Genomic DNA, 15,520 nt, shown 5'->3' with positions numbered 1-15,520 from the left:
CCCCTCGGCACGTTCACGGGAGACACCGGCGGAACTACGCCACGAACGACCGCGGCGGCTCCGTCCCGCCGCCCGCCGCGCCCGACTCGACCAGGCGGGCCGCGGCGGCGAGGCGGGCGGCCGCCTCGTCCGCGACCGGGCCGCCGACCGTGAAGGGCAGCCGGACGAAGCCCTCGAAGGCCCCGTCGACGCCGAAGCGCGGGCCGGACGGCACCCGGACGCCGACCCGCTCGCCCGCCTCGGCGAGCCGGGAGCCGGAGAGGCCGCCGGTGCGCACCCAGAGGGTCAGGCCGCCGCGCGGGACCGTGAACTCCCACTCCGGGAGCTCCCTGCGGACCGCGGTCACCAGCGCGTCCCGGTTCTCCCTGGCCTGGGCGCGCCGCAGGCTCACGGCCTCCTCCCAGCCGCCCGTCCGCATGAGCCAGTTCACGCCGAGCTGCTCCAGGACGGGGGTGCCGAGGTCCGCGTAGGCGCGGGCGGCCACCAGGGAGCGGATGACGTCGGGCGCGGCCCGGACCCAGCCGATGCGCATGCCCGCCCAGAAGGCCTTGCTGGCCGAGCCGACGGTCAGGACGGTGGAGCCGGCCGGGTCGAAGGCGCAGACCGGGCGGGGCATCTCCAGGTCGTCCTCGAGGTGCAGCTCGGTCATGGTCTCGTCGACGACGAGCACCGTGCCGGCCGAGCGGGCCGCCTCCACGAGCTGCCGCCGCTGGTCCTCGTCCGCGAGCGCGCCGGTCGGGTTGTGGAAGTCGGCGACGACGTACGCGAGGCGGGGCGCCGCGTCCCGCAGGACCTGGCGCCAGCGGCCCAGGTCCCAGCTGCCGAGCCCCTCGGACATGGCGACGGGCACGAGCCGGGCCCCGGCCTCGCGCATCAGCTGGAGGATGTTGGCGTACGAGGGGGACTCGACGGCGATGCGCTCGCCGCGCCCGGCGAAGAGGTGGCAGATCGCGTCCATGGCGCCCATCGCGCCGGTCGTGACCATGATCTGCTCGGGCATGGTGGGGATGCCGCGGGCGGTGTACCGGTCGGCGAGCATCTGCCGCAGCGCGGGCAGGCCCGCCGGGTAGTCCCCGTGCGTGTGGGCGTACGGCGGCAGCTCCTCCAGGGCGCCCTGGAAGCCCCGGGACAGCCAGGGCTCGGGGGCGGGGAGGGCGGCGCAGCCGAGGTCGATCATCGAGCCGAGGGACTCGGGCGGCAGCGGTTCGAGGCCGCGCGCGGGCAGCGGGTTCCCGGCGGGGACGGCGGTCCAGCTCCCGGCGCCGCGCCGGGACTCCAGGAAGCCCTCGGTGCGGAGGGCCTCGTAGGCGGCGGCCACCGTCGTCCGGCTGACGGCGAGCGCGAGGGCGAGCTCCCGCTCGGCGGGCAGGCGGGCGGCGACCGGGACGCGTCCCTCCAGGACGAGCAGCCGGATGCCGTCGGCGAGGGCGCGGTAGGCGGGCGGCTTGCGGGCGCCGGACACGGCGGGCCGGGGCTGTTGCGCCCCGAGCTGCCGGGCGAGCTGTGCCGGTCCCACCGCCGAGGTCCACTGAGCCATGGAAATCAGTCCACCTTCCTCGAATTGGCCATGGTTGGCCTTCGATCCCCTGCCACAGAGTGGCACGAGTCAGTCCACTACCACCACCCTGGGGGGCAGCACCTTGTCCATCGCCTCCGGCCTCCGCGGCCGGCACCTCACCCGTCGACTGGTCCAGCTCTACGTGGGGCTGACGCTGTACGGCGTCAGCTCGGCACTGCTCGTGCGCAGCGCGCTCGGCCTGGAGCCCTGGGGCGTCCTCCACCAGGGCCTCGCCGGGAAGACCGGGCTGACGATCGGCGTGGTGTCGATCGTGGTGGGGGCGGTGGTGCTGCTGCTGTGGATCCCGATCCGGCAGCGGCCCGGACTCGGCACGGTCTCCAACGTCTTCGTGATCGGCCTGGCGATGGACGGCACCCTGGCCCTGGTCCCGGAGTCCGACGGCCTGGCCGTGCGGGTGCCGCTGCTCGCGCTGGGGATCGTCCTCAACGGGGTCGCGACCGGCCTGTACATCGCGGCGCGGTTCGGCCCCGGCCCGCGCGACGGCCTGATGACCGGTCTGCACCGGCTCACCGGCCGCTCCCTCCGCCTGGTGCGGACGTTCCTCGAAGTGGCCGTGGTGGCGACCGGCTTCCTGCTCGGCGGCTCGGTGGGCATCGGCACGGTCCTGTACGCGCTCTCGATCGGCCCGCTGGCCCAGTTCTTCCTGCGCCGGTTCGCGGTCCCGGAGCGGGAGGGCGCCATCACCATGGCCTCCTCGGGCCCCGCCCCGGCGGAGGACGCCGGCCCGGCCGGGGACCCCGCTCCGGCGGAGGACGCCGGCCCCGCGACGGCCGCCCGTCCCCCGGCGGTCGCCCCCGGGACACCGGAACAGGCCATACTGCGGCGGTGACTCGCGTACGCCACCCCTACCTCGACCACCCCTCCCCCCTCCCGTTCGCCCACCGCGGCGGCACGGCGAACGGCCTGGAGAACACCGCGGCCGCCTTCCGCCGGGCCGCCGCGGCGGGCTACCGCTACTTCGAGACCGACGTCCACACCACCTCCGACGGGGTGCTCGTGGCCTTCCACGACGCGACCCTGGACCGGGTGACGGACGCCTCGGGCCGGATCCGCGACCTGCCCTGGGAGGCGGTGCGCGAGGCCCGGGTGGCGGGCCGGGAGCCGCTGCCGCTCTTCGCCGACCTCCTGGAGGAGTTCCCGGAGGCCCGCTGGAACGTGGACCTCAAGACGGAGTCCGCCCTCGCCCCGCTGGTCGACCTGATCCGCAGGACCGGCGCCTGGGACCGGGTCTGCGTGGGCTCCTTCACCGAGGCCCGGGTGGCCCGGGCGCAGCGCCTGGCCGGTCCGCGGCTCGCCACCTCGTACGGGGTGCGCGGGGTGGTCGGGCTGCGGCTGCGCTCCCTGGGCGTCCCGGCGGCGCTGCGGGCCGGGGCGGTGGCGGCGCAGGTCCCGGAGCGCCAGGGCGGGGTCACGGTGGTCGACCGGCGGTTCGTCCGGGAAGCGCACGCGCGCGGGCTCCAGGTCCACGTGTGGACCGTGAACGATCCGGCCCGGATGAACTCCCTCCTCGACCTGGGGGTGGATGGCATCATGACCGATCACCTGGAGACGCTGCGCTCGGTGCTGACCGAGCGGGGCGCGTGGAACTGAGCGCGCGCCCGGGCGGCACGGGGACGGGACACCAGGGGCACGGGCCCACGGGGACGAACGAGGGGGCGCGGCCGTGACCGCTGACACCACCGAGCCGGAGGAGTACGCCACCGGCCCCGCCGAGCGGCGGCGCGAGCAGCGGGGCTGGTACTTCTACGACTTCGCGTGCTCGGTGTACTCGACGAGCGTGCTCACCGTCTTCCTCGGCCCCTATCTGACCTCGGTGGCGCGGGCGGCGGCCGACCCGGAGGGGTTCGTCCACCCGCTGGGCATACCCGTGCGGGCGGGCTCGCTCTTCGCGTACGCCGTGTCGGCCTCGATCGTGGTCGCGGTGATCGTGATGCCGCTGGTGGGGGCGGCGGCCGACCGGACGGGCCGGAAGAAGCCGCTGCTCGCGGCGACGGCGTACCTGGGGGCGACGGCCACGGCCGGGATGTTCTTCCTGGACGGCGACCGCTACCTCCTGGGCGCCTTCCTGCTGATCGTGGCGAACGCCTCGCTCTCGGTCTCGATGGTGCTCTACAACGCCTATCTGCCGCAGATCTCGGAGCCGGAGGAGCGGGACGCGGTCTCCTCGCGCGGCTGGGCCTTCGGCTACACGTCCGGCGCGCTGGTCCTCGTCCTGAACCTGGTCCTCTACTCGGGCCACGACTCCTTCGGCCTGACCGAGGGGGAGGCGGTCCGGATCTGTCTGGCCTCGGCCGGCGTGTGGTGGGGCGCGTTCACCCTCGTGCCGCTGCGGCGGCTGCGCGACCGGCGGCTCCCCCCGGAGGACCGGGAGCGGGCCGGCGGGGGCGCGGTCGGCAGCGGCTGGCGCCAGCTGCGCGCGACCCTGAAGGACATGCGCCGCCACCCGCTGACGCTCTCCTTCCTCCTCGCGTACCTGGTCTACAACGACGGCGTGCAGACGGTGATCTCGCAGGCCTCCCTGTACGGCTCGGAGGAGCTGGGCCTGGACCAGACGACGCTCATCACGGCGGTCCTGCTCGTCCAGGTGCTCGCGGTGGCGGGGGCCCTCGGCATGGGGCGGCTCGCCCGGTCGTACGGCGCCAAGCGGACGATCCTGGCCTCGCTGGCGGTCTGGACCCTGATCCTGGCGGCGGCCTACGTCCTGCCGGCCGACGCGCCGGTGTTCTTCTACTCCCTGGCGGCGGCGATCGGCCTGGTCCTGGGCGGCAGCCAGGCCCTGTCGCGCTCGCTGTTCTCGCACCTGGTGCCGCGCGGCAAGGAGGCGGAGTACTTCTCGGCGTACGAGATGAGCGACCGGGGGCTGAGCTGGCTGGGTCCGCTGGTGTTCGGTCTCGCGTATCAGCTGACCGGAAGCTATCGGGATGCCATCATCTCCCTGTTGATCTTCTTCGCCGCGGGCTTCGTCCTGCTCGCCAGGGTGCCGGTGCGACGCGCGGCCGAGGCCGCGGGGAACCCCGTGCCGGAGCGCATTTAGACGTGGCGGGGAAAGGGCGGTAGTGTACGCGTTTGGCCTGCCAGGCGGACCGTTACTGCGTGCTGCTTTGGTGAAGACACCACGTCACACCTGCCGTCAGATGTGACAAAACGGGCACTGGTGGGTACAACAAGGGGCGGCACGACGGGCGACGCATGACCCGGCACGGGAATCTTTACCGCCGACCGGACGTTGACCGGATAACGACGACAGCGACATCTGTCCTGTGGGCGACAAGCCCGGGAGGCACGATTCATGAGTGAGCGAGCTCTTCGCGGCACGCGCCTCGTGGTGACGAGCTACGAGACCGACCGCGGCATCGATCTGGCCCCGCGCCAGGCGGTGGAGTACGCATGCGAGAAGGGACATCGCTTTGAGATGCCCTTCTCGGTAGAGGCGGAGATTCCGCCGGAGTGGGAGTGCAAGGTCTGCGGAAGCCAGGCACTCCTGGTGGACGGGGACGGTCCCGAGGAGAAGAAGGGCAAGCCTGCGCGTACGCACTGGGACATGCTCATGGAGCGGCGCACCCGCGAGGAGCTGGAGGAGGTCCTCGCCGAGAGGCTGGCCGTCCTGCGCTCCGGCGCCATGAACATCGCCGTGCATCCGCGCGACAGCCGCAAGTCCGCCTAGCGGACCGCCGGACGATCAACGCCGCGGGGCCCGGTACACGAAGGTGTGTACCGGGCCCCGCGGCGTTTCCGCGTGCGCTCCGGGCCGGGCGCGTCAGGGGGTCAGGGGCGGGCGGGGGTCTCCGGCCCCGCGCGGGCCCGGAGCGGCGTCCTCGCGGACGACCTCGCCCTGGACCACCTTCCCGTCCGGGCGGCGCATGCGGGCCTGCTGGAAGGCGTCCTGGAGGCTGCCGGGGGTCGTGGCGGCCATCCGGCGCTCGACCGCCTTCTCCGCGGACCGTCCGAGGAAGGAGCGGACCGGCGGGATCAGCAGGAGCAGGCCGGCCGCGTCGGAGATCAGGCCGGGGAGCATCAGGAGCAGGCCGCCGAGCATCAGGAAGCCGTTGCGGTCCTCCGTGCCGGTCCGCTCCGGCGCGGCGGGCGTCCCGCCGGTCCGCGCGGCCTCCTGGGCCTGCTGGAAGGTCGAGGTGAGGTTCCGGAAGGCGCGCCGGCCGGCCCGCTTGACGACGACGGTGCCGAGTACGGCTCCGCCCACGAGCAGGGCGAGGACGGTGAGCCCGCCCGCCGCGTCCGCCACCACCGTGAGCAGCCAGATCTCCAGGACCAGCCAGGCGGCGAGGCCGAGCGGGAGGAACGTACGCGCGCGGGAGCGCTTCTTGGGTGCGGAAGAGGGCGGTACGCCGGTCGTCATGGTCCCCAGTGTGCCTGGAGCCCCGCCGGAACGGCGTAAAGGGAAGATCAGCGCGTACGGATCGCGGGCCGGTGCTCGCCGCGGCCCGTACGGGCCGGTGACCGGACCGTACGGATCCGGGAAGGGGTCAGGAGGGCTTGCGGCCGAGCCGCTTGCCGACCTTCTCCGCGCGCGCCGTCAGGCCCCAGCCGGTGACCCGCCACAGCGCCTCGACGAGGATGTCGCGGCTCATCTTCGAGTCGCCGACCTCCCGCTCCACGAAGGTGATCGGGACCTCGACGACGTGGTAGCCCGCGGCGACCGCGCGGCGGGCCAGGTCGACCTGGAAGCAGTATCCGGCCGAGGCCACGTCCTCCAGGCCCAGGCCCTCCAGGGTCTCCTTGCGGAAGGCCCGGTAGCCGCCGGTGACGTCGCGGATCGGCACGTCGAGCATCACGCGCGAGTAGAGGCTGCCGCCCCGGGAGATGAACTCGCGGGACTTCGGCCAGTTCACGATCCGGCCGCCCGGCACCCAGCGGGAGCCGAGCACCAGGTCCGCGCCCTTGAGGGCGGTGAGCAGCCGCGGGAGCTCCTCGGGCTGGTGGGAGCCGTCGGCGTCCATCTCGACGAGGACGCCGTAGCCGTGCTCGATGCCCCACCGGAAGCCGGCGAGGTAGGCGGCGCCGAGCCCCTCCTTGCCCTTGCGGTGCAGGACGTGCACGTGGTCGTCCTCGGAGGCGATCTCGTCCGCGAACTTGCCCGTGCCGTCGGGGCTGTTGTCGTCGGCGACGAGAACGTGCGCGTCGGGTACGGCTTCCCGCACCCGCGCGACGATCGGCTTGATGTTGTCCGCCTCGTTGTAGGTCGGAATGATCACCAAGGCCTTGCCGAGCGGGCCGTAACGCCTCTGGCCACCGTCGTTCACTACTGCCCCTTCGGATGCATACACAGGCCCCCACCATAGCGAGGTCCCCGGGATGCTCCGGCGCGGCGGGTCGGGCGGGACGGGTGACGTGCGGTGCGGGGCCCGTCGTCCTTCGGTCCGGCCCGGGATCCGCCGGCTGCGGGTCGACCGGGAGCCGTTGTCTACTGAACGTCCGGGCCCCACCCGGGTCGCACCTTCCGCCGGGACCCTCCCCCGCGGCCGAGGCGCGGGAGGCGTTCGGTCACCGGCGGGCACGGTCCGGTCGGACGTCCTGTGGTGGACGCGGAGAACCTACCCGCCCCCGGCGGGCGACTGTCAATACCCGCCCGACCTGCCGGTTCTTCCCGAAAGGCCAGGTCGGAGGGGAAGATCCGCAGGTCGGGGACAAGCGTGCGGAGCGGTGCCCGAAGGGGGAACGACCCTCCGTCACACGTCCGGCTGCACGAACACCGTCCGTCCGTGCACGACCGTGCGCAGGCAGACCGGGAGGTCGTTGCCGGGCGTCAGGTCGGGCAGGCCGGGCGTGCCGGAGCGCGGGTCGGTGGACCAGCGGGCGACCCGGTCGTCGGGCGCCTGGACGACGAGTTCCTCGGTGCGCCAGACCGCGTAGTCGGCGGGGGCGCCGGGGACGAGCGTCCCGGCGTCGTCGCGGCCGACGGCGCGCCAGCCGCCCCGGGTGTGGGCGGTGAAGGCGGCGCGGGCGGAGATCCGGTGCTCGGGGGTGCGGTGGAAGGCGGCGGCCCGGACGGTGCCCCAGGGGTCGAGCGGGGTGACGGGGCTGTCGGAGCCGAAGGCCAGCGGCACGCCGGAGCGCAGCAGGGCCGCGTACGGGTTGAGGGTGCGGGCCCGCTCGGCGCCGAGCCGGTCGGCGTACATGCCCTCCTCGCCGCCCCAGAGCGCGTCGAAGGCGGGCTGGACGGAGGCGGTGAGGCCCAGTTCGGCGAAGGCGGCGATCGTCTCGGGGGTGAGCATCTCGACGTGCTCGACGCGGTGCCGGGCGGCCCGGACGCGGGCGAGGCCGAGCTTCTCGGCGGCGGCCCTGAAGCCCTCGACGACCGCGGTGACGGCGGCGTCCCCGATGGCGTGGAAGCCGGCCTGGAGCCCCGCCTCGGTGCAGGCGACGACGTGGAGGGCGACGGTGGCCGCGTCCAGGTGGGCGGCGCCGGTGTGGCCGGTGTCGGCGTGGTCGGCGTAGGGCTCGTGGAGGCAGGCCGTGTGGGAGCCGAGGGAGCCGTCGGCGAACAGGTCGCCGGCGGCGCCGAGCGCGCCGAGGTCCCGCGCCCGCTCCACGTCGAGGTCGGCCCAGTAGCCGACGACCCGGGGACCGGCCTCCTCGCGGGCGAGGTCGAGCAGTCCGGTGAAGTCCTCCTCGGAGGAGATCCGCGGGCCGCCGCACTCGTGCAGGGTGCCGACGCCGAGGGAGGCGGCCCGGGCGCGGGCGGCGCGCTGGGCCTCGGTGCGCTGGCGCGCGGACACGGCGCCGAAGGCGGCGGCGCGCACGGCGTGGTGGGCGTCGCCGGTGAGCGGCCGCAGGCCGTCGTGGAAGCCGTCCAGGTCCCGGACGCCGGGCACCAGGTCGAGCATGGCGGTGGTGACGACGGCCGAGTGGACGTCGATCCGCGTCAGGTAGAGCGGGCGGCCGCCGGTGAGGCCGTCGAGCTCGTCGCGGGTGAGCGGGCGGCGCTCGGGCCAGCGGGAGGCGTCCCAGCCGTGGCCGAGGAGGACGCGGTCGCCGGGGCGGGCGGCGGCGTGGGCCCGGATCCGCTCCGCCGCCTCGGCGAGCGAGGCGGCGGAGGAGAGGTCGAGGCCGGTGAGGGCGAAGCCGGTGGCGGTGGTGTGCACGTGCGCGTCGACGAACGCCGGGGTGACGAGCGCGCCCTCCAGGTCGACCACCTCGTCCACGCCGGACGCGAAGGCGTCGGCCGCGCCCTCCGAGCCCACCCAGGCGACGTGCCCGCGCTCCACCACCATGGCGGTGGCGAAGGGGTCGGCGGGGCTGTGGACTTCTCCGCCGCGCAGGAGCACGGTGCGGTGTTCGCCGGGAGACGCGGGGGGCATGGACTCGCTCATGGCACCAGGCTAGGACCTGCGCGGACCCGGCCCGTCCGGCAGGTCCCCCGGCGGGTGCCGGTGGGTACCGGCAGGCGGGGGCCGGCGGATGTCGGCAAGGCGGGGCCGGTGGGTCAGATGCGCGGGGGCCGGGCCTCGTACGGGGTGGACAGGACGACCGTCGTACGGCTGGACACGCCGGCCTGGGAGCGGATGCGGGTGAGCAGGTGCTCCAGCTCCAGCGGGGTGGCGACCCGGACCTTGAGGATGTAGTTCTCGTCGCCCGCGACGCTGTGGCAGGCCTCGATCTCGGGGATGTCGGCGAGCCGGTCGGGGGTGTCGTCGGGGGCGCTGGGGTCGAAGGGTTTGACCGAGATGAAGGCGGTCAGCGGCAGGCCCACGGCCTCCGGGTCGACGACGGCGGCGTAGCCGCGGATGACACCGCGCTGCTCCAGGCGGCGGACGCGCTGATGCACGGCCGACGTGGACAGGCCGGTGGCCTTGCCCAGGTCGGTGTAGCTCATGCGCCCGTCCTTGACGAGCAACTCCACGATCTGACGATCCAGCTCCTCCATGCGGTGACCCTAGTGCTCCGGAAGGACCGGGGCACGGCCCGGGGCGCCCCGTATGGGCCGCTATGCGCCGTCACGAGGCACCTGCGACGGGCATGTGACGAACACCACATGTTTGGGCCGGGCTCGGGGCGCCGCCTCACGGTTATGCGGAGTTCCGTATGGGAAGTGCTTGCTGTGGTCGAAGGCCGCACAGATCCGGCCGACCCAGCCGAGGGGGAGATTCTCCATGCAGGAGCCTGTTGATTCGGTCGACACGTCCGACGAGCTCGACGCGTACGACACCTTTGAGATGTTCCGGGTGGTCTGCCCGGAGTGCGTGCAGCCCATCGCGCTGCTCGCGGACGAGGACGTGCTGCCGGAGCACGCGCTCTGCCCCACGCCGTGGAACCCCTTCGTCCTCACGGTCTGCCGGGGCACGGGTCTCGCGGCCTCCGAGGCGCGCCCGGCCGACGACACCCTGGAGGTCCAGGAGCAGGACACCGCGCTGCTCCTGACGCTCCCCCAGGGACTCGACTGGCGCACGCAGCCCTTCTCGCACGTCGGCGGCCCGGGCTCGCGCCCGATCCGGGTGCCGCAGATGCGCCGCGCGGCCTGAGGCCGCACACCGCCGGACGTCTTCCCGTGCCGCGCCGCGGTACGGGAAACCCGATGGTCCGGCGGTACGCCGCCCCCGCCCGGGTACCGGGCGAACTGCCGCTCGAATCCGCTCGGCGGTGACCCCTGGCCACCGGAGCGCGTTGGTCCGGGCATGACCACGCTGCACACGACTCCCAGCGGTTACGGTCGGCACCGGCAGGCCGAGCCGCGCATTGAAGAATCGGTTCCTCACCCGGCTGCGGCGCCGGCACCCGCGGCCGTGTCCGCGCCCGCCCCAGCACCCGTCCCCGTGCCCGCGTCCGTGGCCGTTTCAGCGCCCGCGCCCGCGCCGCCCGTGCCCGTACCGGCGCAGGCGCAGCCCCCGGCCACCGCTCCGGCTCCCGTCCGCCCTCCCCTTCCGGCCAGCCCTCCGGTCACGATCACCGCTCCCGTGCCGGTCGCCGCCCCGGTCCCGCTCTCCGCGCAGGCCCCGGTCCCCGCCGCCCTTCCCGCCCCCGCTCCCGTCCCGGCGCACCCGCCCATCTACCAGGACGTGCTCTCCCTCTGGGCGAGCCAGGGCCGCACCCTGCCCGGCCACCGCGACCAGGAGTGGACCCGGCTCGCCGCGGGGCCCGTCTGGGCGGACCGGACCGTCCGGGTCAGCGGGACTCTGGTCCGACCAGGTGACGGGCGATGACCACCCGCTGGATCTGATTGGTCCCCTCGACGATCTGGAGCATCTTGGCCTCGCGCAGGAAGCGCTCCACCGGGAAGTCCGCGGTGTAGCCGTACCCGCCGAGCACCTGCACCGCGTCCGTCGTGACCCGCATCGCGGCGTCCGTGCAGAAGAGCTTGGCCATCGCCGCGCACCGGCCGAAGGGCCGCCCCTCGTCCCGCAGCCGCGCCGCCTCCAGGTACAGCGCCCGGCCCGCCTCGACCTGGGTCGCCATGTCGGCGAGGAGGAAGCGGAGTCCCTGGAAGTCGGCGATCGGCCGGCCGAACTGGCGGCGCTCCCGGGCGTACCCGACGGCCGCGTCCAGGGCCGCCTGCGCGAGCCCCACGGCGCAGGCGGCGATGCCGAGCCGCCCCGAGTCCAGGGCGTCGAGCGCGATCGCGAAGCCCTGTCCCTCCCCGCCGAGCCGCCGCGCGTCGGGGACCCGTACGCCGTCGAAGTGGAGTTGCGCGGTGGGCGAGCCGCCCATGCCCATCTTCCGCTCGGGCGGGTCCGCGCCCAGGCCCGGCGCGTCCCCCGGGACCAGGAAGGCCGTGATGCCGCGCGCGCCGGGGCCGCCGGTGCGGGCCATGACCGTGCAGAAGTCGGCGATCCCGCCGTGCGTGATCCACGCCTTGGTGCCGTCGATCGTCCACGTGTCGCCGTCGCGGACGGCCCGGGTCCGCAGCGCCGCCGCGTCCGACCCGGCGGAGGGTTCGGAGAGGCAGTACGCGCCGAGGAGGCCGCCGCCCAGCATGGCGGGCAGGTGCGCGGCCCGCTGCTCCTCGGTGCCGAAGCCGGCGAGCGCGTGGCAGGAGAGGGTGTGGACGCTGACGCCGAGGCCGACGGTGAGCCGGGCCGCGGCGAGCTCCTCCAGGACCTGGAGGTACACCTCGTACGGCTGGCCTCCCCCGCCGTGAGCGGGGTCGTAGGGCAGTCCGAGGAGTCCGGAGCGGGAGAGCAGCGCGAACAGCTCGCGGGGGAAGCGTCCGGCGGACTCCTCGGCCGCGGCGGACGGGACGATCTCCCGCCGGGCGATGTCGCGCACCAGGGCGATCAGCTCGCGGGCCTCGTCGGTGGGCAGCCGGCGCTCCACGCCGTCCGCGGGGGTGTCGGGCACGGCCGGATGCTCCTCCCTGCCGGGCGCGGGCGGACCGCGCGCGGGATGCCGGGGTCGCGGGGAGTATGCCCGCCCCGGGGGCCCGGATCACACGGCCGCCGGGGGATCACACCGACGCCGTCACATGAGGCCCGCCCGGGTGACGAGCACGGCGAGCAGCACGACCAGGGTCCAGCCGAGGACGTTCTCCAGGAGCTTGGGGCCGTCGTCGTCCCGGGGGCCGCCCGTGCGGGCGCGGAGGAGGGCGGGGCTGTGGGTGGTGGAGGTCATGGCGACCACCATGCGCCACGGGGGCGGCCCGGGGGTAGAGATGTCCGTCACGTCCCCCGGGACCGCACCGCCGTGCCGGAGGGGGCCGAGGGCCCCGGGGGCCTTGTGCCGGGCGGCCGGGAGCCGGCCGGCGGGGAGGCGCGGCGGGCCCCTTCTGTGCCGGAGACCACTTCGCCGCCCGCGCACCCGGAGCGGCCGCCCGCGCTCGGGCTCCCGGTCCGGTGGCACCCGGTCACTGCCCGCGCCCGGGATGGCCGCCCTCCCCCGGACTCCCGGTCCGGTGGCACCCGGTCACTGCCCGCGCCCGGGGTGGCCGCCCTCCCCCGGACTCCCGGACCGGTGGCACCCGGTCGCCGCCCGCGTGCCCCGGACGGCCGCCCGGCCCTACTTGCGGCCGATGCCCCCGTACATCGCGACGTCCGGCATCGGTCGCTCCGGCCGCCAGGCGGAACAGGACACCACGCCGGGTTCCAGCAGCTCCAGGCCGTCGAAGTAGCGCGCGACGGCGGCGGGGGTCCGCTGGGTGAGCTTCGGGGTGCCGTGCTCGTTCCAGAACGCCACCGCCGCGTCGACGTCCGGCATGTCGGGGTGGGTGACCGTGTGGGACAGGACGAGGTGGCTGCCGGGCGCGAGCGCGTCCATGAGCCTGCGGACGACTCCGTACGACTCCTCGTCGTCCTCGACGAAGATGACGACCCCGAGCAGCATCAGCGCGACCGGCCGCGAGAGGTCGAGCGTCTTCGCCGCGGCGGCGAGGATCGTGTCGACGTCCCGCAGGTCGGCGTCCAGGTAGTCGGTGGCGCCCTCGGGCGTCCCGACGAGCAGGGCGCGGGCGTGCGTGAGGACGAGCGGGTCGTTGTCCACGTACACGACCCGCGCGTCGGGGGCGACGCGCTGGGCGACCTCGTGGGTGTTGTCGGCGCTCGGCAGCCCCGTCCCGATGTCCAGGAACTGCCGGACGCCCTCCTGCCCCGCCAGGTGCCGCACCGCCCGCCCCAGGAACAGCCGGTCCGCCTTCGCGTAGTCCCCGATCCCCGGGTGCAGTTCCCGGATCCGGTCGCCGGCCTCCCGGTCGACCGGGTAGTTGTCCTTGCCGCCGGTCCAGTAGTTCCATATCCGGGCGGTGTGCGGCCGGGACGTGTCGATGCGCGATTCGATGTCGGTCACGCCCTCAACGTAGCGCAGCCCCCCGCCAACTCCCTTGCCCCGCAGCGCATGTGGCAACGCATGAGGCGGCGGGGCGTCACTCGTCGTCGAGCTGGTGGTCGGCCCAGACGTAGCTTTCGGGGAGCAGGTCGGCGACGGGGACGGACCTGAGGCGGTCGCCGCTGCCGACGACGACCTCGACGGCCGGGAAGTAGTCGAGGAGGACCTGCCGGCACCGGCCGCACGGCGGGACGACCCCCCGGTCGCGGTCGCCCACCGCGACGATCGTGTCCAACTCGTAGGCGCCCTGGGCCGCCGCCGTCCCGATGAGGACCAGCTCGGCGCAGGGCCCTCCCGTGAAGTGGTAGGCGTTCACCGCCGTGACGATCCGTCCGTCCCGGGCACGGGCCGCGGCCGCCATGGTGTGGTTGTCGCCCCGGCAGCGCGTCCGGGCGACGTGCGCCGCCGCCCGGACGAGTTCGTGGTCGACGGGACGGGTCTGCGGGGCCATTTCCTCTGCCTTCCTCGGGTGTCATGCGACGCCGACCCGAACGGCGTGGATGCGCAAGCCGGTATCGGCGGCGTGCTCGTCTCCACCGGGAGGCGCGGCGGAGCGGTGCGGCGGAGACGGCACGACGGCGGGGCCCCACGCGCTCACACCAGGCCGAGCGCCCTCAGCACGCGGTCCTGACCCGGTGTCGGCCCGGTCGGCCAGTAGACGTAGCAGACCCCGCCCGTGCCGCTCCTGACCTTGCCGTTCGCGTCGTACCGCTTCGTACGGAGCCAGATGTTCTCCCACTCGCGCCGTCGGTAGACCCGGCGGACCGCCTCGTTGCCGGGCGAGGCGGGGTCGTTGGCGACGACGTCGCCGGCCGGGGTGAAGCCGATGACCGTCATCAGGTGGCCCGCGGTGCCGTAACCGGCGCCGGTCAGCTCCTCCTTGAGGAAGGACTGCGACGTTATGGCCGGGATGCCGACGCGGACCAGGCTCTCCAGTTCGGTGAGCGAGCGCAGCCGGGTGACCACGGCGTTCATGCCGGGGTACGTGGCGGCGTAGGCGGCGTTGAAGGGCCAGTTGCCGCAGCCCTCGTACTGGTTGTCGTAGGTGAAGCGGGCCGCGTGGCAGACCTGCGGGTCGGCGAAGGCCGGGTCCACCCAGGCCAGGTCCTCCGCCGAGGGCCTGCGCCCCCAGTACTCGACGATCATCTGGGAGGAGGTCGGGCTGCACCAGGCCTCGCCGCCGTTGTCGTACTCGGGGTACTGCCCGACGTGGGTGTTCTGCGAGTAGCGCGGCACGGCCAGTTCGCGGGCGGGGCCGGGCACGGAGGCCGGGACGGTGAAGCGGTCCGGGACGTCCGAGGCCATGGCGCCGATCCGCCACACCGTCGGGGTGAGGCCGCTGCCCGGCGCCCGGTACAGGGTCAGCCGCAGCCGGTACGAGCGCAGCCGCAGCCCGCTCGCCGGGTCGTCGATCGCGAAGGTGTCGGTCCAGACGCTGCTCCTGCCGTCGGTCTGGTCGTCGACCGAGGTGCGCCGGATGTCCCCCTCCCCGTCTCCGGAGGTCCAGCGGCCCAGGACGTACCAGGGGACGGCCGTGGAGTCGGAGTACGTGCCGGACAGCTCGACCTGGATCCAGGTGCCCGGGGGCGTGCGGGCGTTCCAGGAGGCGATGACCTCGGTGGCGGGCACGGCCGGGGTGTACTCGGGCGAGGTCCAGCTCGCGTGCTCCCAGGCCGAGGTCCGCCCGGTGTGCGGGTCGGTGTAGTCGGTGCGGCCGGCGGGCCGGGCGAGGACCAGGCCCGGACGGCTGCCGGGGACCGCCTGCGTACCGGCGGCGGTGCCGCGCCGCCAGTCCGCGTACGAGGACCAGAAGCGGTTGTCGACCGTGCCGGGCGCGGGGACGCGTCCCCGGCGGGCGGGGAGGGCGGAGGCGACGGCGGGGACGGCGGAGGCGGCCGTTCCCGCGGCGGCCGCGAGCGCCGCGGCGAGGACGGTTCTGCGCGGGGTGGAGCTGGTCATGGGCGGTGACCCCCAGTCGAGAACGGTGGACGTGCGTGGGTGCCGGCGTGCGGAGGTGCCGATGTACGGATGCGGTGCCGTGGTGCCGTGGTGTCGTGCGGACGTGTCGGTGTACGGGTGCGGTGCTGTACGGACGTGTCGGTGTACGGATGCGGTGCTGTACGGACCTGTCGGTGTGCCGATGTGTCGACACGCGGGCGTGCGGAGATCCCGCCC

The 15,520-nt window shown here is 74.6% G+C and carries 16 protein-coding genes; 6 read left to right on the top strand and 10 right to left on the bottom strand.

Annotation, left to right across the window (positions count from 1 at the left end; translation table 11 throughout):
• Positions 1 to 34: 34 nt before the first annotated feature.
• The gene (locus ACWGSR_RS29685) at positions 35 to 1,537 is read right to left on the bottom strand and encodes an SCO1417 family MocR-like transcription factor (RefSeq protein ID WP_376240934.1); all 1,503 of its coding nucleotides are present in this window, start codon (positions 1,535 to 1,537) and stop codon (positions 35 to 37) included.
• A 103-nt stretch (positions 1,538 to 1,640) separates the two neighbouring features.
• On the opposite strand from ACWGSR_RS29685, the gene yczE reads away from it, so the two are divergent.
• The 4 genes from yczE to ACWGSR_RS29665 all read left to right on the top strand — a co-directional run bounded on the left by yczE (position 1,641) and on the right by ACWGSR_RS29665 (position 5,243).
• Positions 1,641 to 2,408, top strand: coding sequence for a membrane protein YczE (gene yczE, locus ACWGSR_RS29680; protein WP_453570925.1), 768 nt, complete (start codon positions 1,641 to 1,643; stop codon positions 2,406 to 2,408).
• Positions 2,405 to 3,169 (top strand): glycerophosphodiester phosphodiesterase, encoded by a 765-nt coding sequence (locus ACWGSR_RS29675; protein ID WP_376240930.1) that lies wholly within the window; start codon positions 2,405 to 2,407, stop codon positions 3,167 to 3,169. Before yczE ends, ACWGSR_RS29675 begins: the two co-directional genes overlap by 4 nt.
• A gap of 73 nt (positions 3,170 to 3,242) precedes the next feature.
• Positions 3,243 to 4,613: an MFS transporter gene (locus tag ACWGSR_RS29670; RefSeq protein ID WP_432127610.1), complete on the top strand. Its 1,371-nt coding sequence runs from the start codon at positions 3,243 to 3,245 to the stop codon at positions 4,611 to 4,613.
• Positions 4,614 to 4,868: 255 nt separating this feature from the next.
• Positions 4,869 to 5,243: an RNA polymerase-binding protein RbpA gene (locus ACWGSR_RS29665; RefSeq protein ID WP_026278069.1), complete on the top strand. Its 375-nt coding sequence runs from the start codon at positions 4,869 to 4,871 to the stop codon at positions 5,241 to 5,243.
• Positions 5,244 to 5,336: 93 nt separating this feature from the next.
• On the opposite strand, the gene fxsA is transcribed toward ACWGSR_RS29665, so the two are convergent.
• The 4 genes from fxsA to ACWGSR_RS29645 all read right to left on the bottom strand — a co-directional run bounded on the left by fxsA (position 5,337) and on the right by ACWGSR_RS29645 (position 9,461).
• A complete protein-coding gene (gene fxsA, locus ACWGSR_RS29660; protein WP_453570920.1) occupies positions 5,337 to 5,933 on the bottom strand; it encodes an FxsA family membrane protein in 597 nt (198 codons plus the stop codon).
• A 127-nt stretch (positions 5,934 to 6,060) separates the two neighbouring features.
• Positions 6,061 to 6,837 (bottom strand): polyprenol monophosphomannose synthase, encoded by a 777-nt coding sequence (locus ACWGSR_RS29655; protein ID WP_366378855.1) that lies wholly within the window; start codon positions 6,835 to 6,837, stop codon positions 6,061 to 6,063.
• Positions 6,838 to 7,263: 426 nt separating this feature from the next.
• On the bottom strand, positions 7,264 to 8,907 hold the full coding sequence (locus tag ACWGSR_RS29650; protein ID WP_453570917.1) for an amidohydrolase: 1,644 nt from the start codon (positions 8,905 to 8,907) through the stop codon (positions 7,264 to 7,266).
• A 113-nt stretch (positions 8,908 to 9,020) separates the two neighbouring features.
• Entirely contained in the window at positions 9,021 to 9,461 is a 441-nt protein-coding gene (locus ACWGSR_RS29645; protein WP_030691308.1) for an Lrp/AsnC family transcriptional regulator, read from the bottom strand.
• Between the two features lie 226 nt (positions 9,462 to 9,687).
• Here ACWGSR_RS29645 and ACWGSR_RS29640 point away from each other — a divergent pair, with 226 nt between their 5' ends.
• Complete coding sequence (locus ACWGSR_RS29640) at positions 9,688 to 10,056, top strand: hypothetical protein (RefSeq protein ID WP_376240920.1); 369 nt, start codon at positions 9,688 to 9,690, stop codon at positions 10,054 to 10,056.
• A gap of 432 nt (positions 10,057 to 10,488) precedes the next feature.
• Positions 10,489 to 10,734, top strand: a complete 246-nt coding sequence (locus ACWGSR_RS29635; RefSeq protein WP_453570914.1) for a hypothetical protein — start codon at positions 10,489 to 10,491, stop codon at positions 10,732 to 10,734.
• Here ACWGSR_RS29635 and ACWGSR_RS29630 read toward each other — a convergent pair.
• The 5 genes from ACWGSR_RS29630 to ACWGSR_RS29610 all read right to left on the bottom strand — a co-directional run bounded on the left by ACWGSR_RS29630 (position 10,697) and on the right by ACWGSR_RS29610 (position 15,304).
• Entirely contained in the window at positions 10,697 to 11,869 is a 1,173-nt protein-coding gene (locus ACWGSR_RS29630; RefSeq protein ID WP_453570911.1) for an acyl-CoA dehydrogenase family protein, read from the bottom strand. The genes ACWGSR_RS29635 and ACWGSR_RS29630 overlap by 38 nt on opposite strands.
• 120 nt (positions 11,870 to 11,989) lie before the next feature.
• Positions 11,990 to 12,139 carry an SCO1431 family membrane protein gene (locus ACWGSR_RS29625; protein ID WP_376240914.1) on the bottom strand — a complete coding sequence of 50 codons (150 nt, stop codon included), beginning with the start codon at positions 12,137 to 12,139 and terminating at the stop codon, positions 11,990 to 11,992.
• 384 nt (positions 12,140 to 12,523) lie between these two features.
• The gene (locus ACWGSR_RS29620) at positions 12,524 to 13,306 is read right to left on the bottom strand and encodes an SAM-dependent methyltransferase (protein ID WP_376240912.1); all 783 of its coding nucleotides are present in this window, start codon (positions 13,304 to 13,306) and stop codon (positions 12,524 to 12,526) included.
• Between the two features lie 76 nt (positions 13,307 to 13,382).
• Complete coding sequence (locus ACWGSR_RS29615; protein ID WP_376240910.1) at positions 13,383 to 13,796, bottom strand: cytidine/deoxycytidylate deaminase family protein; 414 nt, start codon at positions 13,794 to 13,796, stop codon at positions 13,383 to 13,385.
• A gap of 143 nt (positions 13,797 to 13,939) precedes the next feature.
• Positions 13,940 to 15,304 carry a peptidase C39 family protein gene (locus ACWGSR_RS29610; RefSeq protein ID WP_453570906.1) on the bottom strand — a complete coding sequence of 455 codons (1,365 nt, stop codon included), beginning with the start codon at positions 15,302 to 15,304 and terminating at the stop codon, positions 13,940 to 13,942.
• Positions 15,305 to 15,520: the final 216 nt, after the last annotated feature.

Source organism: Streptomyces sp. NPDC055632 (assembly GCF_053618675.1).
This window is presented reverse-complemented; position numbering and strand designations above follow the sequence as displayed.